The sequence below is a fragment of the Providencia sp. PROV209 genome, assembly GCF_028479485.1.
Lineage (GTDB): Bacteria > Pseudomonadota > Gammaproteobacteria > Enterobacterales > Enterobacteriaceae > Providencia > Providencia alcalifaciens.
On record NZ_JAMPNR010000029.1, the window covers coordinates 1 to 24,720 of the forward strand.

Consider the following 24,720-nt stretch of genomic DNA (forward strand, 5'->3'; position numbering starts at 1 on the left):
AAAAAAAGGGCGCCTTAGGGCGTCCTTTTTGTTTTTATATATTCCTAACTTCCATTCATATTTCTTATTGTTTATTTGAATGTTGCCACCAATGATAATTGAAATGCTAATCGTTTTCATTTAAACTTGCTGTATGTAATTTGTGCAGGTAAATGATCATGTATGTATGCCTTTGTGAAGCGGTCACGGATAAGCAAATCAGAAACGTGGTGCGTAAATATCAAGTCACGTCATTGAAAGGGCTACGTCAAATTTTGCCAGTAGGGCGTGAGTGCGGAAAATGTATCCGACAAACGCGAGAAATTTTACAAGAAGAGCTTTTACATCTAGAAGAGCAGTGTATAGAACACGTCGCGTAACCCTTTCAAATCATCTTCCATCATAGGATCAAATTTCATTGCACAGATTACTGTGTAAATATTATTCATATCATCAATTTCAGTACTACACTTATAGGACTGGAAGCGATGGAGGGTAAAAATGAAAGGCGATAAAAAAATGATAGCCCACTTGAATAAATTGCTGGGCAATGAGCTTGTTGCGATCAACCAATATTTTTTACATGCCAGAATGTTTAAAAATTGGGGACTAACTAAGCTCAATGAGATGGAATACCACGAATCGATTGATGAAATGAAACACGCTGATAAATATATTGAGCGTATTCTATTTCTCGAAGGGCTCCCTAACCTACAAGATTTAGGCAAGCTCAACATCGGAGAAGATGTTGAAGAAATGTTGGTATCAGATTTGAAATTAGAACTGGATGGCGTAAAGAATTTAAAAGATGCAATTAGCTATGCGGATTCAATTCATGACTATGTTAGTCGAGATCTAATGATAGAGATTCTTGCAGATGAAGAAAATCACATAGACTGGATTGAAACCCAACTTGAATTGATTAAGCGTTTAGGCATCCAAAATTATCTTCAAGCCCAAGTTATCGAAGAGTAGTTTTTTTGACAAAAATTTATTAGGCCCAATCATGGGCCTTTTTTATATCGACTAAATTTGCACATCAGAAAATTCGCACATATTTTCCCCGATTGCTTGCGTTTCACAATAAATTACGTATAATGCGCGGGCTTACTGATGAGTAAGCCCTAAATTTTAGGACTGAAATCTCAGTATTGAGTCAACGATTTGTTGCTCATTTAGACAATACTCCCGATATGGGGGTTACATCAAGAACGATTACACTCCCCTATCAATCGAAATGGGTGCGAGGAGTAATCATTTACGTTTATAAAATAGTTGGAGCTCTGGTCTCATGCAGAACCAAAGAATCCGTATCCGCCTGAAAGCTTTTGATCATCGTTTAATCGATCAATCAACTGCGGAAATCGTAGAGACTGCTAAGCGCACTGGTGCGCAAGTACGTGGTCCTATCCCGCTGCCGACACGTAAAGAGCGTTTTACCGTTCTGATTTCTCCGCACGTTAACAAAGATGCGCGTGATCAGTACGAAATTCGCACTCACAAACGTCTGGTTGACATCGTTGAGCCAACCGAGAAGACCGTTGATGCTCTGATGCGTCTGGATCTGGCTGCCGGCGTTGACGTGCAGATCAGCCTGGGTTAATCAGGTCGTCGAACGATTGAGAGGTTGAAACAATGATTGGTTTAGTCGGTAAGAAAGTAGGTATGACTCGTATCTTCACTGAAGATGGCGTTTCTATCCCTGTAACTGTTATCGAAATTGAAAATAACCGCGTTACTCAGGTTAAAACTGCAGAAACTGACGGTTACAATGCAATTCAGGTTACTACTGGTAGCAAAAAAGCTAACCGTGTAACTAAGCCTGAAGCAGGTCATTTCGCTAAAGCTGGCGTTGAAGCTGGCCGCATTCTACGTGAATTCCGTACTGAAGAAGGTGCTGAGTTTAACGTAGGTCAAAGCATTAGCGTTGAAATTTTCGCTGACGTTAAAAAAGTCGACGTTACTGGTACATCTAAAGGTAAAGGTTTTGCCGGCACAGTTAAGCGCTGGAATTTCCGTACTCAAGATGCTACTCACGGTAACTCCTTGTCTCACCGTGTTCCGGGTTCTATCGGTCAGAACCAGACTCCGGGCAAAGTGTTCAAAGGCAAGAAAATGGCAGGCCAACTGGGTAATGAACGTGTAACTGTTCAAAGCTTAGATGTAGTACGTGTTGACGCTGAGCGCAACCTGCTGCTGGTCAAAGGTGCTGTTCCAGGAGCAACTGGTAGCAACCTGATCGTAAAACCGGCTGTCAAGGCTTAACGTCGAGGAGATAGGAATGGAATTGGTAATGAAAGACGCGCAAAGCGCGCTGACTGTTTCCGAAACTACCTTCGGGCGTGATTTCAATGAAGCGCTTGTTCACCAAGTAGTTGTTGCGTATGCAGCTGGTGCTCGTCAAGGTACTCGTGCTCAGAAAACTCGTGCTGAAGTTTCTGGTTCTGGTAAAAAACCATGGCGTCAAAAAGGCACAGGCCGTGCACGTTCTGGTTCAATCAAGAGCCCAATCTGGCGCTCTGGTGGTGTTAGCTTCGCAGCTAAACCACAGGACCACAGTCAAAAAGTTAATAAGAAGATGTACCGCGGTGCTCTAAAAAGCATCCTGTCAGAATTGGTACGTCAAGATCGTCTGATCGTTGTCGAAAAGTTCTCTGTAGAAGCGCCTAAAACTAAGCTGCTGGCACAGAAACTGAAAGATATGGCTCTGCAAGATGTTCTGATCATCACTGCTGAATTAGATGAAAATCTGTTCTTAGCAGCACGTAACCTGTACAAGGTTGACGTTCGTGATGCAGCAGGTATCGATCCAGTTAGCCTGATTGCTTTCGACAAAGTGGTTATGACTGCTGATGCTGTGAAGCAAGTTGAGGAGATGCTGGCATGATCCGTGAAGAACGTCTGCTACAAGTACTGCGCGCGCCGCATGTATCTGAAAAAGCTTCTACAGCGATGGAAAAAAGCAACACCATCGTTCTCAAAGTTGCAAAAGACGCAACTAAAGCAGAAATCAAAGCTGCTGTACAGAAACTGTTTGAAGTTGAAGTTGAAGGTGTTAACACTTTGCTGGTTAAAGGCAAAACTAAACGCCACGGTCAGCGTTCTGGTCGTCGTAGTGACTGGAAAAAAGCTTACGTTACGCTGAAGGAAGGCCAGAATCTGGACTTCGTTAGCGGCGCAGAGTAAGTCGGAGGAGTAAAGAACAATGGCAGTTGTTAAATGTAAACCTACGTCTCCGGGCCGTCGCCACGTAGTTAAAGTGGTTAACCCTGAGCTGCATAAGGGTAAACCTTATGCTCCGCTGTTAGAAAAAAACAGCAAATCCGGTGGTCGTAACAACAATGGTCGTATCACTACCCGTCATATCGGTGGTGGCCATAAGCAGCATTATCGTTTAGTTGACTTTAAACGCAACAAAGACGGTATCCCTGCAGTTGTTGAACGTTTGGAATATGATCCAAACCGTTCTGCGAACATTGCACTGGTACTATATAAAGACGGTGAACGTCGTTATATTCTTGCGCCAAAAGGCCTGAAAGCTGGTGACCAGATTCAATCTGGCGTTGATTCAGCTATCAAAGCTGGTAACGCACTGCCAATGCGCAACATCCCTGTTGGTTCTACAGTTCATAACATTGAACTGAAACCAGGTAAAGGTGGTCAGTTAGCGCGTTCAGCAGGTACTTACGCTCAAATCGTTGCTCGTGATGGTGCTTATGTCACCCTGCGTCTGCGTTCTGGTGAAATGCGTAAAGTTTTAGCTGATTGCCGTGCAACCTTAGGTGAAGTTGGTAACGCTGAGCATATGTTACGTGTTCTCGGTAAAGCTGGTGCTAGTCGCTGGCGTGGTATTCGCCCTACCGTTCGCGGTACTGCGATGAACCCAGTTGACCATCCACATGGTGGTGGTGAAGGCCGTAACTTTGGTAAACACCCAGTAACACCATGGGGCGTTCAGACCAAAGGTAAGAAAACTCGTAGTAACAAGCGTACTGATCAATTCATCGTACGTCATCGTTCTAAAAAATAATTAGAGGATAAGCCATGCCACGTTCTCTCAAGAAAGGTCCTTTTATTGACCTGCACTTGCTGAAGAAGGTAGAGAAAGCGGTGGAAAGCGGAGACAAGAAGCCTCTCAAGACTTGGTCCCGTCGTTCAACGATCTTTCCTAATATGATCGGATTGACCATCGCTGTCCATAATGGTCGTCAGCATGTTCCAGTATTTGTAACCGACGAAATGGTTGGTCACAAACTGGGTGAATTCGCACCGACTCGCACTTATCGCGGCCACGCGGCAGATAAGAAAGCTAAGAAACGTTAAGGATAGGAGGAAGAGATGGAAACTTTAGCTATGCATCGCCACGCTCGTTCTTCTGCCCAGAAGGTTCGCTTAGTAGCCGACCTGATTCGCGGTAAGAAAGTGTCGCAAGCTCTGGAAATTCTGACCTACACCAACAAGAAAGCTGCTGGTTTAGTGAAGAAAGTACTGGAATCTGCTATTGCTAACGCAGAGCAAAACGATGGCGCTGACATTGATGACCTGAAAGTTGCGAAAATTTTCGTAGACGAAGGTCCAACTATGAAACGCATCATGCCGCGTGCGAAAGGCCGTGCAGATCGTATTCTTAAGCGCACCAGCCACATTACTGTGGTTGTGTCCGATCGCTGAGACTCTGGAGACTAGCAATGGGTCAGAAAGTACATCCTAATGGTATTCGCCTGGGTATTGTCAAACCTTGGAACTCTACTTGGTATGCGAATACTAATGAATTCGCTGACAACCTAGACAGCGACTTTAAAGTACGCCAGTACTTGAATAAAGAATTGGCAAAAGCGTCAATTTCACGCATCGTAATCGAGCGTCCTGCTAAAAGCATCCGTGTGACAATTCACACTGCTCGCCCAGGTATCGTTATCGGTAAGAAAGGTGAAGACGTTGAAAAACTGCGTAAAACAGTAGCGGATATCGCTGGTGTTCCTGCGCAAATCAATATCGCCGAAGTTCGTAAACCAGAACTGGACGCTAAATTAGTTGCTGACAGCATCTCTTCACAGCTGGAACGTCGTGTTATGTTCCGTCGTGCTATGAAGCGTGCAGTACAGAACGCAATGCGTCTGGGCGCTAAAGGTATCAAAGTTGAAGTCAGTGGCCGTTTAGGCGGTGCTGAAATCGCTCGTACCGAGTGGTATCGTGAAGGCCGTGTGCCACTGCACACATTACGTGCTGATATCGATTACAACACTTCAGAAGCGCACACCACTTATGGTGTTCTCGGCGTTAAGGTATGGATCTTCAAAGGTGAGATTCTGGGTGGTATGGCTGCAGTTGAACAAGCTGAGAAACCAGCTGCTCAACCTAAAAAGCAGCAGCGTAAAGGCCGCAAGTAAGGAGCGTCGCTATGTTACAACCAAAGCGTACAAAATTCCGTAAGGTGCACAAAGGCCGCAACCGTGGTCTGGCGCAAGGTACGGATGTTAGCTTCGGCACTTTCGGTCTTAAAGCTGTTGGCCGTGGTCGTCTGACTGCACGTCAGATCGAAGCGGCACGTCGTGCTATGACCCGTGCTGTTAAGCGTCAAGGTAAAATCTGGATTCGTGTATTCCCAGACAAGCCAATCACTGAAAAGCCACTCGAAGTTCGTATGGGTAAAGGTAAAGGTAACGTAGAATATTGGGTTGCCTTAATTCAGCCTGGTAAAGTCCTGTATGAAATGGACGGTGTGCCTGAAGAGCTGGCTCGTGAAGCATTCTCTCTGGCAGCAGCGAAACTGCCTATCAAAACCACCTTTGTAACTAAGACGGTGATGTAATGAAAGCACAAGAGCTGCGCGAAAAAAGCGTAGAAGAGCTGAACGCTGAACTTTTAAACCTGTTACGTGAGCAATTTAACTTACGTATGCAGGCTGCGAGTGGTCAGCTGCAACAGTCTCATCTAATGAAACAAGTGCGTCGTGATATCGCACGCGTGAAGACTTTACTGACTGAGAAGGCAGGTGCGTAATGAACGATAAAATCCGTACTCTGCAAGGTCGTGTAGTTAGTGACAAAATGGAGAAATCTATTGTTGTTGCTATCGAGCGTATGGTGAAACACCCTCTGTATGGTAAATTCATCCGTCGTACGACTAAATTGCACGTACATGACGAGAACAATGAATGTGGAATTGGTGACGTGGTAGAAATCCGCGAAACTCGTCCACTGTCTAAGACTAAGTCTTGGGCCTTAGTTCGCGTTGTAGAAAAAGCTGTTCTGTAATAGAATAGATTTTTCGTGATGAATAAACGGCTCTTTTTGATCGAGCCGTTTATTTTTTCCTGTCCAACACGAAGATGTGGTGTTATAATGCCGCGCCCTCGTAGTATGGGTATATTTGAACGGCCTCTTCATAATGAGGTGGCTCAGTAGTAGTTGACATTTAGCGGAGCACTAAAATGATCCAAGAACAGACTATGCTGAACGTGGCCGACAACTCCGGTGCACGTCGCGTAATGTGTATCAAGGTTCTAGGTGGCTCGCACCGTCGCTATGCACATGTAGGCGACATCATTAAAATTACCGTTAAAGAAGCAATTCCACGCGGTAAAGTTAAAAAGGGTGATGTCCTGAAAGCGGTAGTGGTGCGCACCAAGAAGGGTGTACGTCGCCCTGACGGTTCTGTCATTCGCTTCGATGGTAATGCTTGTGTGTTATTAAACAATAATAGCGAGCAAGTAATCGGTACGCGTATTTTTGGGCCGGTAACTCGTGAACTTCGTAATGAGAAGTTTATGAAAATTATCTCTCTGGCACCTGAAGTACTCTAAGGAGCGAACTATGGCAGCGAAAATCCGTCGTGATGACGAAGTTATCGTGCTAACTGGGAAAGACAAAGGTAAGCGCGGTAAAGTAAAGCAGGTTATTTCTTCTAGTAAAGTTATCGTTGAAGGTATCAATCTGGTTAAAAAACATCAGAAGCCAGTTCCGGCTCTGAACCAACCAGGTGGCATCGTTGAAAAAGAAGCGGCTATTCAAGTTTCTAACGTTGCAATCTTTAACGCGGCAACTGGCAAGGCTGACCGTGTAGGCTTTAGATTCGAAGACGGCAAAAAAGTCCGTTTCTTCAAATCTAACAGTGAAACTATCAAGTAATTTTTGGAGTATACGATGGCGAAACTGCATGATTACTATAAAGACGAAGTAGTTAATAAACTCATGACTGAGTTTAACTACACTTCTGTCATGCAAGTCCCTCGGGTCGAGAAGATCACCCTGAATATGGGTGTTGGTGAAGCGATCGCTGATAAAAAACTGCTGGATAATGCAGCAGCTGACTTAACAGCAATCTCTGGTCAAAAACCATTGATCACCAAAGCACGCAAATCTGTTGCAGGCTTCAAAATCCGTCAGGGCTATCCAATCGGCTGTAAAGTAACTCTGCGTGGCGAACGCATGTGGGAGTTCCTTGAGCGTCTGATTTCTATTGCTGTACCACGTATTCGTGACTTCCGTGGCTTGTCCGCTAAGTCTTTCGATGGTCGCGGTAACTACAGCATGGGTGTACGTGAACAAATCATCTTCCCTGAAATCGATTACGATAAAGTGGATCGTGTACGTGGTTTAGATATTACTATCACCACTACTGCGAAATCTGATGATGAAGGTCGCGCACTGTTAGCAGCGTTCAACTTCCCGTTCCGCAAGTAAGGCAGGTTACTCATGGCTAAGAAATCTATGAAAGCGCGTGATGTTAAGCGTGCTAAATTAGCTGAGAAATTCTTCGCAAAACGCGTAGAACTGAAAGCTATCATCTCTGATGTTAAAGCATCTGATGAAGATCGCTGGGACGCTGTTCTCAAGCTGCAAACACTGCCACGTGATTCAAGTCCTTCTCGTCAGCGTAACCGCTGCCGTCAAACTGGGCGTCCGCATGGTTTCCTGCGGAAATTTGGTCTGAGCCGTATTAAAGTCCGTGAAGCCGCTATGCGCGGTGAAATCCCGGGTCTTAAAAAGGCTAGTTGGTAATTGTCACCATATTGAATCACGGGAGTAAAGACAGATGAGCATGCAAGATCCCATCGCGGATATGCTGACCCGTATCCGTAACGGTCAGGCCGCGAATAAAGTTGCGGTCACCATGCCTTCCTCCAAGCTGAAAGTGGCGATTGCCAAAGTGCTGAAGGAAGAAGGTTATATTGAAGATTTTAAAATTGAAGGCGACATCAAGCCAGAATTGGAACTGACTTTACGTTATTTCCAAGGTAAGGCTGTCGTAGAAAGTATCCAGCGTGTAAGCCGCCCAAGTCTGCGCATCTATAAGAAAAAAGATGAGCTGCCACAAGTTATGGCTGGCTTAGGTATCGCTGTTGTTTCTACCTCTAAAGGTGTCATGACTGATCGTGCAGCTCGCCAAGCTGGTCTTGGTGGCGAGATTCTCTGCTACGTAGCTTAATTCGGGAGGAAAGAATGTCTCGTGTGGCAAAAGCACCCGTCGTCATTCCTGCCGGCGTAGAGGTAAAACTCAACGGTCAGGTTATTTCGATCAAGGGTAAAAACGGCGAGCTTACTCGTACTATCCATAATGCAGTTGAAGTTAAACATGAAGATGGCCACTTAACTTTCGCTCCACGCGAAGGTTTTGCAGATGCATGGGCACAAGCGGGTACTTCTCGCTCTCTGCTGAATGCTATGGTTATCGGTGTTACCGAAGGCTTCACTAAAAAACTTCAACTGGTCGGTGTTGGTTACCGTGCAGCAATCAAAGGCAATGCAGTAAGCTTGTCTTTAGGTTTCTCGCATCCGGTTGAACACGCACTGCCAGCAGGCATTACTGCTGAATGCCCAACACAAACTGAAATCGTACTGAAAGGTGCGGATAAGCAAGTGATTGGTCAAGTTGCAGCAGAACTGCGTGCTTACCGTCGTCCTGAGCCTTATAAAGGTAAAGGTGTTCGTTACGCCGATGAAATCGTGCGTACCAAAGAGGCTAAGAAGAAGTAAGGTAACACTATGGATAAGAAAGCAGCTCGTATCCGTCGTGCGACCCGCGCACGCCGTAAGATCCAAGAATTGGGTGCGACTCGCCTGGTGGTACATCGTACTCCACGCCATATTTATGCGCAGGTTATCGCACCAAACGGTTCTGAAACATTGGTTGCCGCTTCTACTACAGAAAAAGCTATCAATGAACAAGTTAAGTTTACTGGAAACAAAGACGCAGCAGCAGCAGTTGGTAAATTAGTTGCTGAACGCGCACTGGAAAAAGGCATCACTGTTGTTGCTTTTGACCGTTCTGGTTTCCAATATCATGGTAGAGTCCAGGCACTGGCAGATGCTGCCCGTGAAGCTGGCCTTCAGTTCTAAGGTAGAGGTGTAAGATGTCTCACATCGAAAAACAAGCTGGCGAACTGCAGGAAAAGCTGATCGCGGTAAACCGCGTAGCTAAAACCGTTAAAGGTGGCCGTATTTTCAGCTTTACCGCACTGACTGTAGTTGGTGATGGTAACGGTCGCGTTGGTTTTGGTTACGGCAAAGCGCGCGAAGTTCCGGCAGCAATCCAGAAAGCGATGGAAAAAGCCCGTCGCAGTATGAAAACCGTTGCTCTAAACAACGGCACATTATTCCACCCAGTGAAAGGTACACACACCGGTTCTCGCGTGTTTATGCAACCTGCTCACGAAGGTACCGGTATTATTGCCGGTGGTGCAATGCGTGCTGTTTTAGAGGTAGCTGGAGTTCGCAACGTACTGGCTAAAACCTATGGTTCCACAAACCCAATCAACGTGGTTCGTGCAACACTGGATGCTTTAGACAGCATGAAGTCTCCAGAAATGGTCGCAGCTAAGCGTGGAAAATCCGTCGAAGAAATTCTGGGGTAATCAGCCATGGCTAAGACTATTAAAATTACACAAGTTCGCAGTTCAATCGGTCGTCTGCCGAAACATAAGGCAACACTGGTCGGTTTAGGTCTGCGTCGCATTGGTCATACAGTAGAGCGCGAGGATACTCCTGCTGTTCGTGGTATGATCAACTTGGTTTCCTACATGGTTAAAGTTGAGGAGTAAGAGATGCGTTTAAATACTCTGTCTCCGGCTGAAGGTGCCAAGCACGCGCCTAAACGCGTAGGTCGTGGTATCGGTTCTGGTCTGGGTAAAACCGGCGGTCGTGGTCACAAAGGTCAGAAGTCTCGTTCTGGCGGTGGCGTACGTCGTGGTTTCGAAGGTGGCCAGATGCCTTTATACCGTCGTTTACCGAAATTCGGTTTCACTTCACGTAAAGCAATGATTACTGCGGAAATCCGTCTGTCTGATTTTGCTTCTGTTGAAGGCGATGTTATTGATCTGAACGCACTGAAAGCCGCGAACGTTATTGACATCCAGATTGAATACGCAAAAGTTATTTTATCTGGCGAAGTGAATCGTGCAGTTACTGTACGTGGCCTTCGTGTTACTAAAGGTGCTCGCGCTGCAATCGAAGCTGCCGGCGGTAAAATTGAGGAATAAGTGACAGATGGCTAAACAACCAGGATTAGATTTCCAAAGTGCCAAAGGTGGAGCTGGCGAACTAAAACGCAGACTGTTGTTTGTAATTGGGGCGCTAATTGTTTTCCGAATTGGTTCTTTTATTCCAATCCCTGGTATTGATGCCACTGTGCTTGCCAAATTGCTCGAGCAGCAACAAGGCACCATCATTGAAATGTTTAACATGTTCTCTGGTGGTGCTCTTAGCCGTGCTTCTATCTTTGCTCTGGGTATCATGCCGTATATTTCAGCATCGATCATTGTCCAGTTATTATCAGTGGTTAATCCACGATTAGCAGAGATTAAGAAGGAAGGAGAAGCAGGTCGTCGGAAGATAAGCCAATATACTCGCTGGGGTACTCTGGTATTAGCAATATTCCAATCTATTGGTATTGCAATGGGTCTACCGAATATGCCAGGGATGCAAGGATTAGTTCTTGATCCGGGTCTCCCATTCTACTTCACGGCAGTTGTTAGCTTAGTCACAGGGACTATGTTCCTTATGTGGTTAGGTGAGCAGATAACTGAAAGAGGTATCGGTAACGGTATTTCTATCATTATCTTCGCTGGTATTGTTGCGGGTCTACCGCCGGCTATTGGCCATACCATCGAGCAAGCTCGGCAAGGCGATCTGCACTTCCTCCTGTTGCTGTTGGTTGCGGTATTAGTATTCGCGGTAACTTTCTTTGTTGTATTTATGGAACGTGGTCAACGCCGTATCGTCGTAAACTACGCTAAACGTCAACAAGGACGCCGTGTCTACGCTGCACAAAGTACACATTTACCGTTAAAAGTGAATATGGCGGGTGTAATTCCTGCAATTTTTGCTTCCAGTATCATACTATTCCCGGGTACAATAGCGTCTTGGTTTGGTGATGGAACTGGTTGGGACTGGTTGACTACAGTATCTATGTACTTACAGCCGGGACAACCGTTATATGTGTTGCTTTATGCCTCTGCGATCATCTTCTTCTGTTTCTTTTATACTGCGTTGGTTTTCAACCCAAGAGAAACAGCAGATAACCTGAAGAAGTCCGGTGCATTTGTACCAGGAATTCGTCCGGGAGAGCAAACGGCCAAGTACATCGATAAGGTAATGACACGATTAACATTAGTCGGTGCTCTTTATATTACCTTTATCTGCCTAATCCCGGAGTTCATGCGTGACGCAATGAAAGTACCTTTTTACTTTGGTGGTACTTCCCTCTTAATCGTGGTTGTCGTTATCATGGACTTTATGGCTCAAGTGCAAACTCTGATGATGTCAAGTCAGTATGAGTCTGCATTGAAGAAAGCAAATCTAAAAGGTAAATAATCACGCGAGTGGTTATGGTTTGCTTAGAAGTTACGGAGAGTAAAAATGAAAGTTCGTGCTTCCGTCAAGAAATTATGCCGTAACTGCAAAATTATCCGTCGCAATGGTAGCGTTCGTGTGATTTGCAGTGTTGAGCCAAGACATAAACAACGTCAAGGCTAAGAAAAAGCATTTTTTTCTTGCAAAGTTGGGTTGAGCTGGCTAAATTAGCCAGCCAATCTTTTTATCTAAGATACATTATTGTTTGAGTATCCTGAAAACGGGCTTTTCAGCACAGTAATGTATATTTTAACTTAGGAGTGCATAGTGGCCCGTATAGCAGGCATTAACATTCCTGATCATAAACATACCGTAATCGCTTTAACATCGATTTTCGGCATCGGCAAAACTCGTTCACAGGCTATCTGTGAAGCAACTGGTATTGCTGAAAATGTTAAGATCAGTGAGCTGTCTGAAGAACAAATCGACAAGCTGCGTGACGAAGTTGCTAAATACGTTGTAGAAGGTGACTTACGTCGTGAAATTACCCTGAGCATCAAGCGTCTGATGGACCTTGGATGTTACCGTGGTTTACGTCATCGTCGTGGTCTTCCTGTGCGCGGACAGCGTACTAAGACTAACGCTCGTACCCGTAAGGGTCCGCGTAAGCCGATCAAGAAATAAGTCGGGGTATTGAATAATGGCAAAAGCACCAATTCGTGCACGTAAGCGTGTAAGAAAACAAGTCTCAGACGGTGTGGCTCATATCCATGCTTCTTTCAACAACACAATCGTTACAATTACTGACCGTCAGGGTAACGCATTAGGTTGGGCAACTGCCGGTGGTTCCGGTTTCCGTGGTTCTCGTAAATCTACTCCGTTCGCAGCTCAGGTTGCAGCAGAGCGTTGCGCAGAATCTGTGAAAGAATACGGAATCAAAAACCTGGAAGTTATGGTTAAGGGACCGGGTCCGGGTCGCGAATCAACAATTCGTGCTCTGAACGCCGCTGGTTTCCGCATCACTAATATTACTGATGTGACTCCTATCCCTCATAACGGTTGTCGCCCACCGAAAAAACGTCGCGTTTAATACGTTTCGTTTTTTTTAGGACTGTTGGAGAAAGAAAATGGCTAGATATTTGGGTCCTAAGCTCAAGCTGAGCCGTCGCGAAGGAACAGACCTCTTCCTGAAGTCTGGTGTTCGCGCGATTGACACCAAGTGTAAATTAGAACAGGCACCTGGCCAGCACGGTGCGCGTAAACCGCGTCTGTCTGACTACGGTGTTCAGTTACGTGAAAAACAAAAAGTTCGTCGTATTTACGGTGTTCTGGAACGTCAATTCCGTAACTATTACAAAGAAGCAACTCGCCTGAAAGGCAACACAGGTGAAAACCTGCTGACCCTGCTAGAAGGTCGTTTAGATAACGTCGTTTACCGTATGGGCTTTGGCGCAACTCGCGCAGAAGCACGTCAAATGGTTAGCCACAAAGCTATCATGGTAAATGGTCGTGTAGTTAATATCGCTTCTTATCAGGTTTCCCCGAATGACGTTATCAGCGTTCGTGAGAAAGCTAAAAAACAGTCTCGTATCAAGGCTGCTTTAGAGCTGGCTGAACAGCGTGAGAAGCCAACTTGGCTGGAAGTTGATGCTGCTAAAATGGAAGGTGTGTTCAAACGTATTCCTGAACGTACTGACTTGTCTGCGGACATTAACGAACACCTGATCGTCGAGCTTTACTCTAAGTAAAGCTTAGCACCAAAGAGAGGACACAATGCAGGGTTCTGTGACAGAGTTTCTAAAACCGCGCCTGGTAGATATCGAGCAAGTGAGTTCGACGCACGCTAAGGTGACCCTTGAGCCTTTAGAGCGCGGCTTTGGCCACACTCTAGGTAACGCACTGCGCCGTATTCTGCTTTCGTCTATGCCGGGTTGTGCGGTGACAGAGGTTGAGATTGATGGTGTACTGCATGAGTACAGCACCAAAGAAGGTGTACAGGAAGATATCCTGGAGATTCTCCTCAACCTGAAAGGGCTGGCGGTAAAAGTTCAGGGGAAAGATGAAGTTATTTTAACCTTGAATAAATCTGGCATTGGCCCTGTGACTGCAGCCGACATCATCCATGATGGTGATGTCGAAATCGTCAAGCCACAGCATGTTATCTGCCACCTCACTGACGAAAGCGCGTCTATAAATATGCGTATTAAAGTCCAGCGTGGTCGTGGTTATGTGCCGGCTTCTGCCCGAGTTCATTCGGAAGAAGATGAGCGCCCAATCGGTCGTCTGTTAGTCGATGCTTGCTATAGCCCTGTAGAGCGTATTGCCTACAATGTTGAAGCAGCTCGTGTTGAGCAGCGTACTGACTTGGATAAGTTAGTAATTGAAATGGAAACTAACGGTACAATCGATCCTGAAGAGGCGATTCGCCGTGCAGCTACCATTCTGGCTGAACAGCTTGAAGCTTTTGTTGATTTACGTGATGTACGTCAACCAGAAGTTAAAGAAGAGAAACCAGAATTCGATCCTATCTTACTGCGCCCAGTTGACGATCTGGAATTGACTGTCCGCTCTGCTAACTGCCTCAAAGCAGAAGCTATCCACTACATCGGTGACCTGGTACAGCGTACAGAAGTTGAGTTGCTCAAAACGCCTAACCTTGGTAAGAAATCTCTTACTGAAATTAAGGACGTATTGGCATCTCGTGGTCTTTCTCTGGGCATGCGCTTAGAAAATTGGCCACCAGCAAGTATTGCTGATGATTAGGATCACAGGTTAAGGTTTTACTGAGAAGGATAAGGTCATGCGCCATCGTAAGAGTGGTCGTCAATTGAACCGCAACAGCAGCCACCGCCAAGCTATGTTCCGTAACATGGCAGGTTCTTTAGTTCGTCATGAAATCATCAAGACGACTCTGCCTAAAGCGAAAGAACTGCGTCGCGTCGTTGAGCCGCTGATTACTCTTGCCAAGACCGACAGCGTAGCTAATCGTCGTCTGGCATTCGCACGTACTCGTGATAACGAGATCGTTGCAAAACTGTTTAATGAACTGGGACCTCGTTTCGCAGCTCGCGCAGGTGGTTACACTCGTATTCTTAAGTGTGGCTTCCGCGCAGGTGACAACGCTCCGATGGCTTACATCGAGCTTGTTGACCGTGCTGCTGAGTCTCAAGAAGCAGCTGCAGAGTAATCTGTAATTGCTTTCAAGAAAACCGGGTGTATTGCCCGGTTTTTTTGTACCTGCTATTCTACCCCCTCTAAATTAATTCTTTTCTATTCTTGAATTTTTTGTTTTCTATCCAAACTTATAGGTATAGATGAATGAGCATGTATAAGATTGGTCAAATAGCTAAACTTGCAGATGTGACTCCCGATACAATCCGTTTTTATGAAAAGCAGGGGCTGATGGGACACAAAACGAGGACGGAGGGCGGCTATCGGTTGTTCACGGAGCAAGATCTACAGCGCTTACGGTTTATTCGTTACGCGAAGAAGTTAGGATTTACTCTTGAAGCAATTACGGAGTTATTATCGATCCGTGTTGATCCTGAACATCACACCTGCCAAGAATCTAAGAATATTGTCGATATCAGACTTATTGAAGTAGAAAAGAAGATCCAAGAGCTAATCATTATGCGGGATTCTTTAAAAACATTGAGTTCAGCGTGTTGTGGTGATGAGCATGCATCGACATACTGCTCTATTATGGAAATCTTGGAGAAAGGTGCATCAAAGATTTATTAATTAAAAATCAACTATGAAGGTAAATTATGAATAAATATCAGCATAAGCGCGGTGAAATTAAAGATAATGCCATTGAGGCACTATTACATGATCCACTATTTCGTCAGCGAGTTGAAAAGAATAAAAAAGGGAAAGGAAGTTATACAAGGAAGGGTAAAAATAGTAAGGCGGGTAACTGGGAGGCCAGTGGTAATTGGTTAATTAACTTATTACCACTGGCCTTTTAGTTATTTCTTATTTTGTTCTTTTAGTAAATCACGGATCTCTGATAGTAAAACTTCTTCTGTTGATGGCGCTGCAGGTTCTGCTGGTGCTGCTTCTTCTTTTTCACGGCGTACTTTATTCATTACTTTTATTGCCATAAAAATAGCAAATGCAACAATAACAAAATCAAAAATAGTTTGTATAAACATCCCATAATTCATGACAACCGCAGGAATGTCTCCCTGAGCTTCCCGAAGTACAAGACTAAATTGCTTGAAATCTACACCACCAATAATTAGACCGAGTGGGGGCATGATCACATCGGCAACTAATGAAGAAACAATCTTACCAAATGCGGCACCAATAATAATACCGACTGCCATATCTACCACGTTGCCTTTCATGGCGAATTCGCGGAACTCTTTTAAAAAACTCATGGATGACCCCTTCCCTTAATTTATTAACTAGATAACTAAACGTGTATATACACATATCAAAATTATAGTATCTAGAATTATTAACCTGCAAATTTTTACTATTTATTTTAGATAATTATAAAAAGAACGGACTAGGTTGGAATAATTTTTCCACATCCGGAACATATTTTTTATCTGTAATAAACATAATGACATGGTCACCTTGCTCGATAATATTGTAATCGCTAGCAATAATGACCTCTTCCTCTCTGACTATCGCACCAATGATTGTTCCTGGCGGAAGTTTAATTTCTGAGATTTTTTTACCAACAACTTTTGAAGTATTTTCATCTCCATGGGCGATCGCCTCAATAGCTTCAGCAACACCTCGGCGTAATGATGAAACACTGACAATATCTGCTTTTCTTACATGTCCAAGTAATGCTGAGATTGTTGCTTGTTGTGGAGAGACGGCAATATCGATGACACCACCTTGAACTAATTCAACATAAGCGGATCGCTGAATTAATACCATGGCTTTTTTGGCACCCATTTTTTTTGCCAGCATCGCCGACATTATGTTTGCTTCGTCATCATTAGTGAGAGCAATGAATACATCCATTTGTTCGATATGCTCTTCAGTCAATAGCTCTTGGTCAGAGGCATCACCATAAAAAACAATCGTGTCATGGAGTAACTCTGCTAACTCAGTTGCTCTCTCTTGATTGCGTTCAATGAGTTTAACGCTATAGTCTTTTTCAAGGCGTTTGGCCAAGCCGGCGCCTACATTACCACCACCAACGATCATTAAACGTTTGTATGGTTTTTCTAATCGTTGGAGCTCACTCATCACTGCTCGAATATGTTGGGTTGAGGCAACGAAAAAGACTTCATCGCCAGCTTCAATAATTGTGGAACCTTGAGGGCGAATCGGTCTGTCTTGACGAAATATAGCGACAACACGGGTATCAATGTGTGGCATATGCTCACGTAAGCTAGATAAAGCATTACCTACTAGTGAACCGCCATAATAGGCTTTTACGGCAACGATGCTGACTTTGCCTTCAGCAAAATTGACGACTTGTAGAGCTCCTGGATACTGTATGAGCTTGTAGATATATTCAATAACTAGCTGTTCTGGCGAAATGAGGTAATCAATGGGAATTTGTTCGGCTAAAAAAAGCTTGTCAGCCTCTCGGATATACTCAGTTGCGCGAATACGTGCAATTTTATTTGGCGTATTAAAGAGGCTATAGGCAATTTGGCAGGCAACCATGTTGGTTTCATCTGAGTTAGTCACAGCAACTAACATATCAGCATCTTCTGCACCTGCATCTCGCAGAACTCGTGGGTGAGAGCCATGACCATTCACTACACGAAGATCGAATTGATCTTGCAGCTGACGCAAGCGATCGGCATTGGTATCAACAACGGTAATATCGTTATTTTCATCTACTAAATTTTCAGCGAGAGTACCGCCTACTTGCCCTGCACCTAGAATAATGATCTTCATAGCATCTTCCTATTTCAGAGTCTCTATTGAATACTATTGTGCTTGTTTGAGTAAGCGGGCATAAAAGAAACCATCGCCTCCAGTGGCGCTTGGTAATATTTGCAATCCTAATTCAGTGCCATCATTTATGCGAGCATCTACATGTTTGGAAAGAAAATGTTTAATCTGCTGGCTATTTTCTTCAGGCATGATGGAGCACGTGGCATAAACGAGCGTACCGCCAGGTTTTAAATAAGACCACACAGCTTCTAATATTTGAGCCTGTAATTGAGATAGCTCCTGAATATCTGAATCGCGTCTTAGCCATTTAATATCGGGATGACGTCTAATAACTCCCGTTGCTGAACAAGGCGCATCAAGCAAGATACGATCAAATAGCTGATCTTTCGCCCATTCTTCAGGCTTCGTGCCATCCCCTTGAATAACAGTAGCGTGTTGTTTCAATCTTTGCAGATTTTCTTTCACTCGCTTGAGTCGTGCATCATCAATATCTACAGCAAGTACATGGGCTTTTGGTGCAAGTTCTAAGATATGCGTTGTTTTTCCGCCTGGAGCTGCACATAAATCAAGAATATTTTCGCCATTGATAGGCGATAAAAGCTCAGCGCAGCCTTGTGCTGAAACATCTTGAACCGTTGACCAACCATCCTCAAAACCGGGTAGACGTGTCACTGATGTGGCTTCTTCTAAGCGAATTGCACTTGGATGCGACGGGTGTAAATATGCAGTAATGTTTGCTTGTTCGAGTAATGCTAAGTATTGCTCAGCGGTGTGGTGTTGAGAATTGACTCTTAACCACATTGGTGGACGTTGATTATTAGCATCAACAATATTTTGCCATGTCTCAGGGTAGGCGGTTTGAATTCGCTTTAATAGCCAGCTTGGATGTAAATATTGGCTATTATTATTTGTATTTCGCTCTTCTAGCTGGACTTGTTGACGTAAAAAGGATCGCAATACTCCATTAATGAGACCTTTTAATTGAGGGCGCTTTAATGCAACTGCACCATCAACGGTTTCTGCTAAAGCCGCATGTGCAGGGATACGTGTATAGAGTAATTGATAGATCCCGACCATGATGAGGTAATGCAATGTTCTTTGCTTACCGGTTAAAGGTTTTTCCATAAGCTGGCTGATAAACCATTCTAGCTTTGGTAAATAACGTAAAACACCGAAGCAAATCTCTTGAAGTAGTGCTTTATCTTTATCATTAATATTACGTTGTAAGTCAGGTAAAACGGTACTTAATGATTGTCCGTTATCTAAAACCTGACTAATGGCGGTCGCTGCGATACTACGCAAATTATATTTGTTTTTCATAATGAAAATGAGTCTATTAGTTACTTAAATAGCATTACCTGCTTTATCATTTACAAATAATGCTACTAATATATTAGTCTAGTAATTGTTGTGGAGTGAACCATTCTCGGCGGGAGTTAAGGATATCTTGCGTACTCATCGCTTTTTTACCTGGGGGCTGTAGCTGGGTAATATTTAATATCCCATTTCCAGTTGCAACGCTGATACCTTTTTTGTCGGCACTGATGATCATGCCAGGGCGTTGATTATGTCCTTGGGCAATAACTTCCGCCTGCCATACTTTAATTAGCTGCTCTTGAACGATGAAATAACTCATTGGCCAAGGGTTAAAAGCACGAATACAACGTTCAATCTGCACTGCTGATTGCTGCCAATCAATTCGCGCTTCATCTTTGGATAGTTTTTCAGCGTAATTGGCGAGTGAATCATCTTGTTTTTCTGGTGAACATTGACCAGAAGAAAGTAAATCAACCGTGTGAATAAGTGCCTTGGGACCAGTAATTGCCAATTTATCATACAAGGTGGCGCTAGTATCTTCACTCGTAATTGGGCAAGTCGCTTTATACAGCATGTCCCCAGTATCAAGACCTGCATCCATCTGCATTATGGTGACACCCGTTTCTTGGTCACCGGCCCAAATTGATCTCTGAATTGGTGCAGCTCCTCGCCAACGAGGTAGTAATGAGCCATGGACATTTAAGCAACCCAATCGGGGGATATCTAGGACAGCTTGCGGCAGGATTAACCCGTAAGCTACAACAATCATCAGATCTGCATTTTGGTTTTTGATCCATTGCTGATTGTCTGGTTCACGTAAGGTCGTAGGCTGAAAAACCGGTATTCCATGTTCTTCGGCAAGAATTTTCACAGGGCTAGGCGTTAGCTTTTTGCCTCTTCCTGCGGGTTTATCGTGACGAGTTAATACGCCAACAACTTGATGTTTGGTTTCTAATAATGCAGCTAAATGTTTAGCTGCGAAATCAGGCGTACCTGCAAAAATAATTCTTAATGGTTCTGACACGATCTGTTCCCAATTATATTTATAAAATCAAATTAATGATTTTTAGCTTCTTTAGCTCTGAGTCGATCTAATTTTTCTACTTTCTGACGAATACGTTGACGCTTTAAAGGAGATAAATAGTCAACAAACAGTTTTCCAACTAAATGATCCATTTCATGTTGAATACAAATAGCGAGTAAACCATCAGCTTCAAGCTCAAATGCGTCGCCATTGTAGTTAAGAGCGCGAACTTTCACTTTTTCTGCTCTTGGCACAAATCCATGTTGCTCAGGGACAGAAAGACAACCTTCTTCTATACCTGTTTCACCTTCTTTATTAAGAAGCTCTGGATTGATGAGTACAAGTCGTTCATTACGTGACTCAGAAACGTCAATAACAATGATGCGCTGGTGGATATCCACTTGCGTTGCAGCGAGACCAATGCCTTCCTCGTCATACATCGTATCGAACATATCATCAATAATACGTTGTATAGATGCATCAACTTTTTCAACTGGTTTTGCAACGGTGCGAAGGCGCTCGTCTGGATAATGTAACACGTTTAAGACTGACATAAATTTTTCGAGTAGTTTCCAAAATTTGAAAGGTTATTACTGCCTATTCTAGACATTTATCGGTCATATTGACAGTATTGGTTATGATTTGTTCATTTCCGAATGTGCCAACTTATCAGTCAGGAAGACAATATGAATGAGCTGGAAATATGGTTAAGGCTTTTACAAGTAAATCGAATCAGTATAAAAACAATACAAACGACAATATCCCTTTTAAAACAATCGAATAAAATAAATCATACGGTTTTAAAAGCGTGTGGGCTGAATGAAATTCGACGACTGCAATTCTTAAATGTCTCTTTAACGCGAATTGAACGTACGTTTAGATGGCTTGAAAGCAAAGAAAATCAAATAATTACATTTTTAGATGAGCAATACCCTTTTTTATTAAAGCAGATTTATAATCCACCCTTGGCACTTTTTATCTCAGGAAACAGTGAGTTATTATCGGAACGGCAGCTAGCCGTTATAGGAAGCCGCCAAGTAACTGAATATGGTAAGAAATGGGCAGAATTATTTGTTAGAAAATTTATCGACCATGGCTTGACGATTACCAGTGGTTTAGCATTAGGAATTGATGGTATTGGTCACCGAGTCGCACTAGAAAATCAAGGGAAAACAGTCGCGGTACTAGGGAGTGGGTTAGCACATATTTATCCGAAGCAACACGCGGATTTAGCTGAGCGAATTAGGCATGAAGGCGTATTGGTTTCGGAATATTTTCCTGATACACCACCATTACCAAAGCAGTTTCCTAGGCGAAATCGCATTATTAGCGGGCTAAGTAAAGCTGTTGTAGTGATAGAAGCTGGAATGAAAAGTGGTTCGCTGATTACAGCGCGATATGCAATTGAGCAAAATAGAGAGGTATTTACGCTACCAGCTCCGTTAGGTAACCCGGCATTCAGCGGAAATCATTGGTTAATACAGCAAGGTGCATGTCTACTCACAGAACCGGATGACATATTAATGCATTTGGAATGCTCGTTGAATTGGATACAGCCAGAGTTAGAGGTAGATGCGTCTACGGCAACAGAGTTAAACCTGACAGAAAGTCGAATTTTAGGTATGGTGGGATATCAATCAACCCCTGTGGATATTATTGCAGCTCAATTACAGTTACCTATTACGCAAATCATTTCGGTGTTAACTGAATTGGAAATTAACGGGGTAATCTCATCAGCTGCTGGTGGATATATAAAAGTAAGCTAGTTGTTGAATATATAGAGTGGATTAAACAAAAACATGTCGAAGCAATTGCCTTTTGATACAGATAAAAACGAGTATTGTCCTGAATGTAACTCGTTACTTGTTATTCGTAACGGAGTTCATGGACCTTTCCTTGCTTGCTCCGGATATCCGCAATGTCATTATATTAAGCCATTGCGACCAACAGCTGAGACTCATATTGTTAAAATATTAGAAGGTCAAAGTTGTCCTAAATGTGGGCATGACTTGGTATTAAAGCAAGGGCGCTTTGGAATGTTTATCGGATGTACTTATTATCCTGAATGCGAACATACAGAGCTTATCGATAAGCCAGATGAAACGAAGATCCCTTGTCCACAATGTCAAACAGGAAATCTGTTGCAAAGAAAATCCCGCTTCGGTAAAACTTTCTATGCATGTGATAACTATCCTAACTGTCAGTTTATTCTCAATAATAAGCCTGTCATAGGGAGATGCCTATCTTGTGATTATCCATTACTTATGGAAAAAAGGGTCTCACAGGGAGTAAGATTGTTTTGTGCCAGCAAACGCTGCGGTAAGTTACAAGAAGAATAATGAGTTAAAACTATGCAAAATCAATCTACACCTGCAATTAAAAATATTATTAAAGCATTGAAACAACAACATGTTATCGCATATCCAACAGAGGCTGTTTTTGGTTTAGGTTGTGATCCGGATAGTGAAATCGCGGTAAATCAATTACTCGCCTTGAAACAGCGCTCTTGGGAAAAAGGGTTAATTTTGATTGCCGATAATTATGAACAACTCAAAAATTACGTTGATGATAGCCAGCTGAATGAACAGCAACGTCAAGCGATGTTTGCCACTTGGCCTGGTCCCGTCACTTGGGTTATCCCCGCAAAGAAAACGACACCAAAATGGTTAACAGGTCAATTTGATACTTTAGCTGTTCGAGTCACAAATCACGAGCTAGTCAAAGCGCTTTGTAGTCAATACGGCAAACCTATTGTGTCAACAAGTGCAAATTTGAGCGGCTTAGAGCCTTGCAGAACAACGGAAGAAGTGATTGCGCAGTTTAAAGATACTGTCCCTGTTCTTGATGGTAATGTCGGTGGAAGATTAAATCCATCAGAAATTCGAGATGCCATGACAGGGCAACTCTATCGTAAAGGATAATGATTAATGGGAATGTTTGCGGTTTTTGGTAATCCAATTCAACACAGTAAATCACCGTCAATACATCAGATGTTTGCGAAGCAGACGGGGATTGAACTTGAATACCAGAAAATACTTGCTCCTGTCGAGGATTTCGAAATGCACTTGACCGACTTCTTTGAAAAGGGAGGGGAGGGAGCAAACATTACATTACCCTTTAAAGAAAGAGCTTTTCAATTCGTTTCAGAGTTAACTGATAGAGCACAAATCTGTGGTGCGGTGAATACGATCAGAAAACTCGATAATCATCGCTTACTGGGTGACAATACTGATGGTGTAGGGTTATTACTGGATTTACAGCGCCTTGGGTTCGTATCGCCTTCATGCAAAATTTTGATCATTGGTGCTGGTGGAGCAACCCGAGGGGCTTTATTGCCTCTACTTGAATATGGCTGTGATATTACACTGACTAACCGAACGTTTGAGAAAGCAGAATCTTTAGCGCATCAGTTTTCTTCACTTGGAAAGATTCAAAGTAAGCCTATGGAGCAGGTCATTTCAGCAGAGTTTGATCTAATCATTAATGGTACTTCTTCTGGTGTGACTGGAGAGATCCCTAAAATTAGCCATAATCTATTTTCTACTCAGGTAGCATGTTATGACATGTTTTATCAGAGAGGCTTAACACCATTTCTTTTATTTGCTAAGCAAAATCAAGTGACTAAATTAGCTGATGGACTAGGAATGCTCGTTGGGCAAGCGGCATTCGCATTTAAACTTTGGCATGGAATCACTCCCGATATAGAGCCAGTATTAAAAGCCTTACAGAAGGAGCTTGAATCATGAATCAGGCGATCCAATTTCCAGACAGGGAAGAATGGGATTCAACGATCAATAAAGTACGCTTTCCAGTTTTAGTTAACGGGTTGCTTGCTGAGTGTGTTATTTCACAAGCTTTGCTTAATCAGCGTTATGGTCAAGATGAAAAGCCTTTAGCACTTTTTCAACATAATCGTTGGGATATAGAAGAAGAGTTCGAGACCTTGATTGAGCAAGGTCTCGATCATGAGAATGGTTTTTATGAATTGCTGGATGATAAATAATTATTTTTCCATTCAACATAGTTATTGGCTGAGTAGCGTAAGTGGCTCAGCTCAGCCTCAGTAAGTTTCCTAATCGCTTTAGCTGGGCTTCCCATGTATAAATAGCCAGATTCCAACCGTTTTCCTTGTGTCACAAGACTATTAGCCCCAACCACAACATCATCTTCAATAACTGCACCATCGATCACAACTGATCCCATGCCTACAAGAACACGGTTGCCGATGGTACATCCATGCAGCATTACTTTATGCCCAACAGTGACATCTTCGCCAATGATTAATGGATTACCATCTGGGTTATTGGTAGATTTATGCGTGACATGCAGAACTGATCCATCTTGAATATTTGTCCGTGCACCTATAGATATATAATTCACATCACCTCGCAGTACCGACAGTGGCCAGATACTTACATCTTCGGCTAATCGAACATCACCAATGACAACAGAAGACGGATCAATAAAAACATTTGAAGCAACAGAGGGAAAGGTATCTAAATAAGGTCTTAAGAATGAGTTCATATTCGTAGCCATAAAACGTAAATGGATATAAAGGTAACTATAGATAGGTTCTTAATTAAAAATCAAATAATTAAGAGAAGATAATAATAAGCAGATTATACGGTAAAAATAGGTGCTTTTATCACCATAATGATAATAAAAAAAGCATAATGTCGAAATTATCTGCAAACGATATTTTTTTTTAAAAAAAAGGTTGTGTAATTTTTCGAG

Annotated in this window: 43 protein-coding genes; 37 read left to right on the forward strand and 6 right to left on the reverse strand. The window is 43.3% G+C overall.

Features of this window, described 5'->3' with window-relative positions:
* Nucleotides 1-158: 158 nt before the first annotated feature.
* The 32 genes from bfd (at nucleotide 159) to PR795_RS17920 (ending at nucleotide 15,739) form a co-directional block, all read left to right on the forward strand.
* The gene (bfd, locus tag PR795_RS17765) at nucleotides 159-359 is read left to right on the forward strand and encodes a bacterioferritin-associated ferredoxin (RefSeq protein ID WP_006657011.1); all 201 of its coding nucleotides are present in this window, start codon (nucleotides 159-161) and stop codon (nucleotides 357-359) included.
* A gap of 121 nt (nucleotides 360-480) precedes the next feature.
* Nucleotides 481-954 (forward strand): bacterioferritin, encoded by a 474-nt coding sequence (bfr, locus tag PR795_RS17770; RefSeq protein WP_181480372.1) that lies wholly within the window; start codon nucleotides 481-483, stop codon nucleotides 952-954.
* A 316-nt stretch (nucleotides 955-1,270) separates the two neighbouring features.
* Nucleotides 1,271-1,582: a 30S ribosomal protein S10 gene (gene rpsJ, locus PR795_RS17775; protein ID WP_001181005.1), complete on the forward strand. Its 312-nt coding sequence runs from the start codon at nucleotides 1,271-1,273 to the stop codon at nucleotides 1,580-1,582.
* A gap of 32 nt (nucleotides 1,583-1,614) precedes the next feature.
* Nucleotides 1,615-2,244 carry a 50S ribosomal protein L3 gene (gene rplC / locus PR795_RS17780; RefSeq protein ID WP_006657013.1) on the forward strand — a complete coding sequence of 210 codons (630 nt, stop codon included), beginning with the start codon at nucleotides 1,615-1,617 and terminating at the stop codon, nucleotides 2,242-2,244.
* A 16-nt stretch (nucleotides 2,245-2,260) separates the two neighbouring features.
* A complete protein-coding gene (gene rplD, locus PR795_RS17785) occupies nucleotides 2,261-2,866 on the forward strand; it encodes a 50S ribosomal protein L4 (protein ID WP_006657014.1) in 606 nt (201 codons plus the stop codon).
* Nucleotides 2,863-3,165: a 50S ribosomal protein L23 gene (gene rplW, locus PR795_RS17790; RefSeq protein ID WP_006657015.1), complete on the forward strand. Its 303-nt coding sequence runs from the start codon at nucleotides 2,863-2,865 to the stop codon at nucleotides 3,163-3,165. Before rplD ends, rplW begins: the two co-directional genes overlap by 4 nt.
* A 19-nt stretch (nucleotides 3,166-3,184) precedes the next feature.
* Complete coding sequence (gene rplB / locus PR795_RS17795) at nucleotides 3,185-4,009, forward strand: 50S ribosomal protein L2 (RefSeq protein ID WP_006657016.1); 825 nt, start codon at nucleotides 3,185-3,187, stop codon at nucleotides 4,007-4,009.
* Nucleotides 4,010-4,023: 14 nt separating this feature from the next.
* A complete protein-coding gene (rpsS, locus tag PR795_RS17800; protein ID WP_004265426.1) occupies nucleotides 4,024-4,302 on the forward strand; it encodes a 30S ribosomal protein S19 in 279 nt (92 codons plus the stop codon).
* Between the two features lie 15 nt (nucleotides 4,303-4,317).
* Entirely contained in the window at nucleotides 4,318-4,650 is a 333-nt protein-coding gene (gene rplV, locus PR795_RS17805) for a 50S ribosomal protein L22 (protein WP_004265430.1), read from the forward strand.
* Between the two features lie 17 nt (nucleotides 4,651-4,667).
* The gene (gene rpsC / locus PR795_RS17810) at nucleotides 4,668-5,369 is read left to right on the forward strand and encodes a 30S ribosomal protein S3 (protein WP_004907131.1); all 702 of its coding nucleotides are present in this window, start codon (nucleotides 4,668-4,670) and stop codon (nucleotides 5,367-5,369) included.
* An 11-nt stretch (nucleotides 5,370-5,380) separates the two neighbouring features.
* Entirely contained in the window at nucleotides 5,381-5,791 is a 411-nt protein-coding gene (rplP, locus tag PR795_RS17815) for a 50S ribosomal protein L16 (RefSeq protein WP_004926449.1), read from the forward strand.
* Nucleotides 5,791-5,982 carry a 50S ribosomal protein L29 gene (gene rpmC / locus PR795_RS17820; protein WP_006657017.1) on the forward strand — a complete coding sequence of 64 codons (192 nt, stop codon included), beginning with the start codon at nucleotides 5,791-5,793 and terminating at the stop codon, nucleotides 5,980-5,982. Before rplP ends, rpmC begins: the two co-directional genes overlap by 1 nt.
* Nucleotides 5,982-6,236 carry a 30S ribosomal protein S17 gene (gene rpsQ, locus PR795_RS17825; protein ID WP_006657018.1) on the forward strand — a complete coding sequence of 85 codons (255 nt, stop codon included), beginning with the start codon at nucleotides 5,982-5,984 and terminating at the stop codon, nucleotides 6,234-6,236. The genes rpmC and rpsQ overlap by 1 nt, the downstream gene beginning before the upstream one ends.
* A gap of 176 nt (nucleotides 6,237-6,412) precedes the next feature.
* Nucleotides 6,413-6,784, forward strand: a complete 372-nt coding sequence (gene rplN / locus PR795_RS17830; protein WP_004265449.1) for a 50S ribosomal protein L14 — start codon at nucleotides 6,413-6,415, stop codon at nucleotides 6,782-6,784.
* A gap of 10 nt (nucleotides 6,785-6,794) precedes the next feature.
* Complete coding sequence (gene rplX / locus PR795_RS17835; protein WP_004265452.1) at nucleotides 6,795-7,109, forward strand: 50S ribosomal protein L24; 315 nt, start codon at nucleotides 6,795-6,797, stop codon at nucleotides 7,107-7,109.
* Nucleotides 7,110-7,124: 15 nt separating this feature from the next.
* Nucleotides 7,125-7,664: a 50S ribosomal protein L5 gene (gene rplE / locus PR795_RS17840; RefSeq protein ID WP_006657019.1), complete on the forward strand. Its 540-nt coding sequence runs from the start codon at nucleotides 7,125-7,127 to the stop codon at nucleotides 7,662-7,664.
* Between the two features lie 12 nt (nucleotides 7,665-7,676).
* Nucleotides 7,677-7,982, forward strand: a complete 306-nt coding sequence (gene rpsN / locus PR795_RS17845) for a 30S ribosomal protein S14 (RefSeq protein WP_004265458.1) — start codon at nucleotides 7,677-7,679, stop codon at nucleotides 7,980-7,982.
* 34 nt (nucleotides 7,983-8,016) lie between these two features.
* Complete coding sequence (gene rpsH / locus PR795_RS17850) at nucleotides 8,017-8,409, forward strand: 30S ribosomal protein S8 (protein WP_004907134.1); 393 nt, start codon at nucleotides 8,017-8,019, stop codon at nucleotides 8,407-8,409.
* A gap of 14 nt (nucleotides 8,410-8,423) precedes the next feature.
* Complete coding sequence (gene rplF / locus PR795_RS17855) at nucleotides 8,424-8,957, forward strand: 50S ribosomal protein L6 (protein WP_006657020.1); 534 nt, start codon at nucleotides 8,424-8,426, stop codon at nucleotides 8,955-8,957.
* A gap of 9 nt (nucleotides 8,958-8,966) precedes the next feature.
* Nucleotides 8,967-9,320, forward strand: a complete 354-nt coding sequence (gene rplR, locus PR795_RS17860) for a 50S ribosomal protein L18 (protein WP_006657021.1) — start codon at nucleotides 8,967-8,969, stop codon at nucleotides 9,318-9,320.
* Nucleotides 9,321-9,334: 14 nt separating this feature from the next.
* Nucleotides 9,335-9,835: a 30S ribosomal protein S5 gene (gene rpsE, locus PR795_RS17865; protein WP_006657022.1), complete on the forward strand. Its 501-nt coding sequence runs from the start codon at nucleotides 9,335-9,337 to the stop codon at nucleotides 9,833-9,835.
* Nucleotides 9,836-9,841: 6 nt separating this feature from the next.
* Nucleotides 9,842-10,021, forward strand: a complete 180-nt coding sequence (rpmD, locus tag PR795_RS17870) for a 50S ribosomal protein L30 (protein WP_006657023.1) — start codon at nucleotides 9,842-9,844, stop codon at nucleotides 10,019-10,021.
* Nucleotides 10,022-10,024: 3 nt separating this feature from the next.
* Nucleotides 10,025-10,459 carry a 50S ribosomal protein L15 gene (gene rplO / locus PR795_RS17875; RefSeq protein WP_006657024.1) on the forward strand — a complete coding sequence of 145 codons (435 nt, stop codon included), beginning with the start codon at nucleotides 10,025-10,027 and terminating at the stop codon, nucleotides 10,457-10,459.
* A gap of 7 nt (nucleotides 10,460-10,466) precedes the next feature.
* Complete coding sequence (gene secY / locus PR795_RS17880; protein ID WP_006657025.1) at nucleotides 10,467-11,792, forward strand: preprotein translocase subunit SecY; 1,326 nt, start codon at nucleotides 10,467-10,469, stop codon at nucleotides 11,790-11,792.
* A gap of 45 nt (nucleotides 11,793-11,837) precedes the next feature.
* A complete protein-coding gene (rpmJ, locus tag PR795_RS17885; protein WP_004265484.1) occupies nucleotides 11,838-11,954 on the forward strand; it encodes a 50S ribosomal protein L36 in 117 nt (38 codons plus the stop codon).
* Nucleotides 11,955-12,098: 144 nt separating this feature from the next.
* Entirely contained in the window at nucleotides 12,099-12,455 is a 357-nt protein-coding gene (gene rpsM, locus PR795_RS17890) for a 30S ribosomal protein S13 (RefSeq protein ID WP_004907144.1), read from the forward strand.
* 16 nt (nucleotides 12,456-12,471) lie between these two features.
* Nucleotides 12,472-12,861 (forward strand): 30S ribosomal protein S11, encoded by a 390-nt coding sequence (rpsK, locus tag PR795_RS17895; protein WP_006657026.1) that lies wholly within the window; start codon nucleotides 12,472-12,474, stop codon nucleotides 12,859-12,861.
* 37 nt (nucleotides 12,862-12,898) lie between these two features.
* The gene (gene rpsD, locus PR795_RS17900) at nucleotides 12,899-13,519 is read left to right on the forward strand and encodes a 30S ribosomal protein S4 (protein WP_004265487.1); all 621 of its coding nucleotides are present in this window, start codon (nucleotides 12,899-12,901) and stop codon (nucleotides 13,517-13,519) included.
* Nucleotides 13,520-13,544: 25 nt separating this feature from the next.
* Nucleotides 13,545-14,534, forward strand: coding sequence for a DNA-directed RNA polymerase subunit alpha (locus tag PR795_RS17905; RefSeq protein ID WP_004907150.1), 990 nt, complete (start codon nucleotides 13,545-13,547; stop codon nucleotides 14,532-14,534).
* A 37-nt stretch (nucleotides 14,535-14,571) separates the two neighbouring features.
* Nucleotides 14,572-14,958 carry a 50S ribosomal protein L17 gene (rplQ, locus tag PR795_RS17910; RefSeq protein WP_006663525.1) on the forward strand — a complete coding sequence of 129 codons (387 nt, stop codon included), beginning with the start codon at nucleotides 14,572-14,574 and terminating at the stop codon, nucleotides 14,956-14,958.
* Nucleotides 14,959-15,095: 137 nt separating this feature from the next.
* The gene (gene zntR, locus PR795_RS17915) at nucleotides 15,096-15,512 is read left to right on the forward strand and encodes a Zn(2+)-responsive transcriptional regulator (protein WP_006663526.1); all 417 of its coding nucleotides are present in this window, start codon (nucleotides 15,096-15,098) and stop codon (nucleotides 15,510-15,512) included.
* Between the two features lie 26 nt (nucleotides 15,513-15,538).
* On the forward strand, nucleotides 15,539-15,739 hold the full coding sequence (locus tag PR795_RS17920) for an alternative ribosome-rescue factor A (RefSeq protein ID WP_036963168.1): 201 nt from the start codon (nucleotides 15,539-15,541) through the stop codon (nucleotides 15,737-15,739).
* Here PR795_RS17920 and mscL read toward each other — a convergent pair whose 3' ends face one another.
* From mscL to def, 5 genes are all read right to left on the reverse strand, one after another.
* Complete coding sequence (mscL, locus tag PR795_RS17925; RefSeq protein WP_006657030.1) at nucleotides 15,740-16,153, reverse strand: large-conductance mechanosensitive channel protein MscL; 414 nt, start codon at nucleotides 16,151-16,153, stop codon at nucleotides 15,740-15,742.
* A gap of 115 nt (nucleotides 16,154-16,268) precedes the next feature.
* Entirely contained in the window at nucleotides 16,269-17,645 is a 1,377-nt protein-coding gene (gene trkA / locus PR795_RS17930) for a Trk system potassium transporter TrkA (RefSeq protein ID WP_006657031.1), read from the reverse strand.
* 33 nt (nucleotides 17,646-17,678) lie between these two features.
* Nucleotides 17,679-18,965: a 16S rRNA (cytosine(967)-C(5))-methyltransferase RsmB gene (rsmB, locus tag PR795_RS17935; protein WP_006663529.1), complete on the reverse strand. Its 1,287-nt coding sequence runs from the start codon at nucleotides 18,963-18,965 to the stop codon at nucleotides 17,679-17,681.
* 73 nt (nucleotides 18,966-19,038) lie between these two features.
* Nucleotides 19,039-19,986: a methionyl-tRNA formyltransferase gene (gene fmt / locus PR795_RS17940; RefSeq protein ID WP_272516982.1), complete on the reverse strand. Its 948-nt coding sequence runs from the start codon at nucleotides 19,984-19,986 to the stop codon at nucleotides 19,039-19,041.
* 32 nt (nucleotides 19,987-20,018) lie between these two features.
* Nucleotides 20,019-20,540 carry a peptide deformylase gene (gene def, locus PR795_RS17945; protein ID WP_006657034.1) on the reverse strand — a complete coding sequence of 174 codons (522 nt, stop codon included), beginning with the start codon at nucleotides 20,538-20,540 and terminating at the stop codon, nucleotides 20,019-20,021.
* A 132-nt stretch (nucleotides 20,541-20,672) separates the two neighbouring features.
* Here def and dprA point away from each other — a divergent pair, with 132 nt between their 5' ends.
* From dprA to PR795_RS17970, 5 genes are read left to right on the forward strand one after another with little or no spacing between them, the layout of a single operon-like run.
* Nucleotides 20,673-21,752 (forward strand): DNA-processing protein DprA, encoded by a 1,080-nt coding sequence (gene dprA, locus PR795_RS17950; protein ID WP_181480370.1) that lies wholly within the window; start codon nucleotides 20,673-20,675, stop codon nucleotides 21,750-21,752.
* Nucleotides 21,753-21,785: 33 nt separating this feature from the next.
* Nucleotides 21,786-22,325 carry a DNA topoisomerase family protein gene (locus tag PR795_RS17955; RefSeq protein ID WP_006657036.1) on the forward strand — a complete coding sequence of 180 codons (540 nt, stop codon included), beginning with the start codon at nucleotides 21,786-21,788 and terminating at the stop codon, nucleotides 22,323-22,325.
* A gap of 12 nt (nucleotides 22,326-22,337) precedes the next feature.
* Complete coding sequence (gene tsaC, locus PR795_RS17960; RefSeq protein WP_181480369.1) at nucleotides 22,338-22,907, forward strand: L-threonylcarbamoyladenylate synthase type 1 TsaC; 570 nt, start codon at nucleotides 22,338-22,340, stop codon at nucleotides 22,905-22,907.
* Nucleotides 22,908-22,913: 6 nt separating this feature from the next.
* Nucleotides 22,914-23,732 carry a shikimate dehydrogenase gene (gene aroE / locus PR795_RS17965; RefSeq protein ID WP_036968388.1) on the forward strand — a complete coding sequence of 273 codons (819 nt, stop codon included), beginning with the start codon at nucleotides 22,914-22,916 and terminating at the stop codon, nucleotides 23,730-23,732.
* The gene (locus PR795_RS17970; protein ID WP_006657039.1) at nucleotides 23,729-23,989 is read left to right on the forward strand and encodes a DUF1488 domain-containing protein; all 261 of its coding nucleotides are present in this window, start codon (nucleotides 23,729-23,731) and stop codon (nucleotides 23,987-23,989) included. The genes aroE and PR795_RS17970 overlap by 4 nt, the downstream gene beginning before the upstream one ends.
* Here PR795_RS17970 and PR795_RS17975 read toward each other — a convergent pair.
* Complete coding sequence (locus PR795_RS17975; RefSeq protein WP_006663533.1) at nucleotides 23,965-24,510, reverse strand: gamma carbonic anhydrase family protein; 546 nt, start codon at nucleotides 24,508-24,510, stop codon at nucleotides 23,965-23,967. The two genes, PR795_RS17970 and PR795_RS17975, sit on opposite strands and share 25 nt — an antisense overlap.
* Between the last annotated feature and the right edge of the window lie 210 nt (nucleotides 24,511-24,720).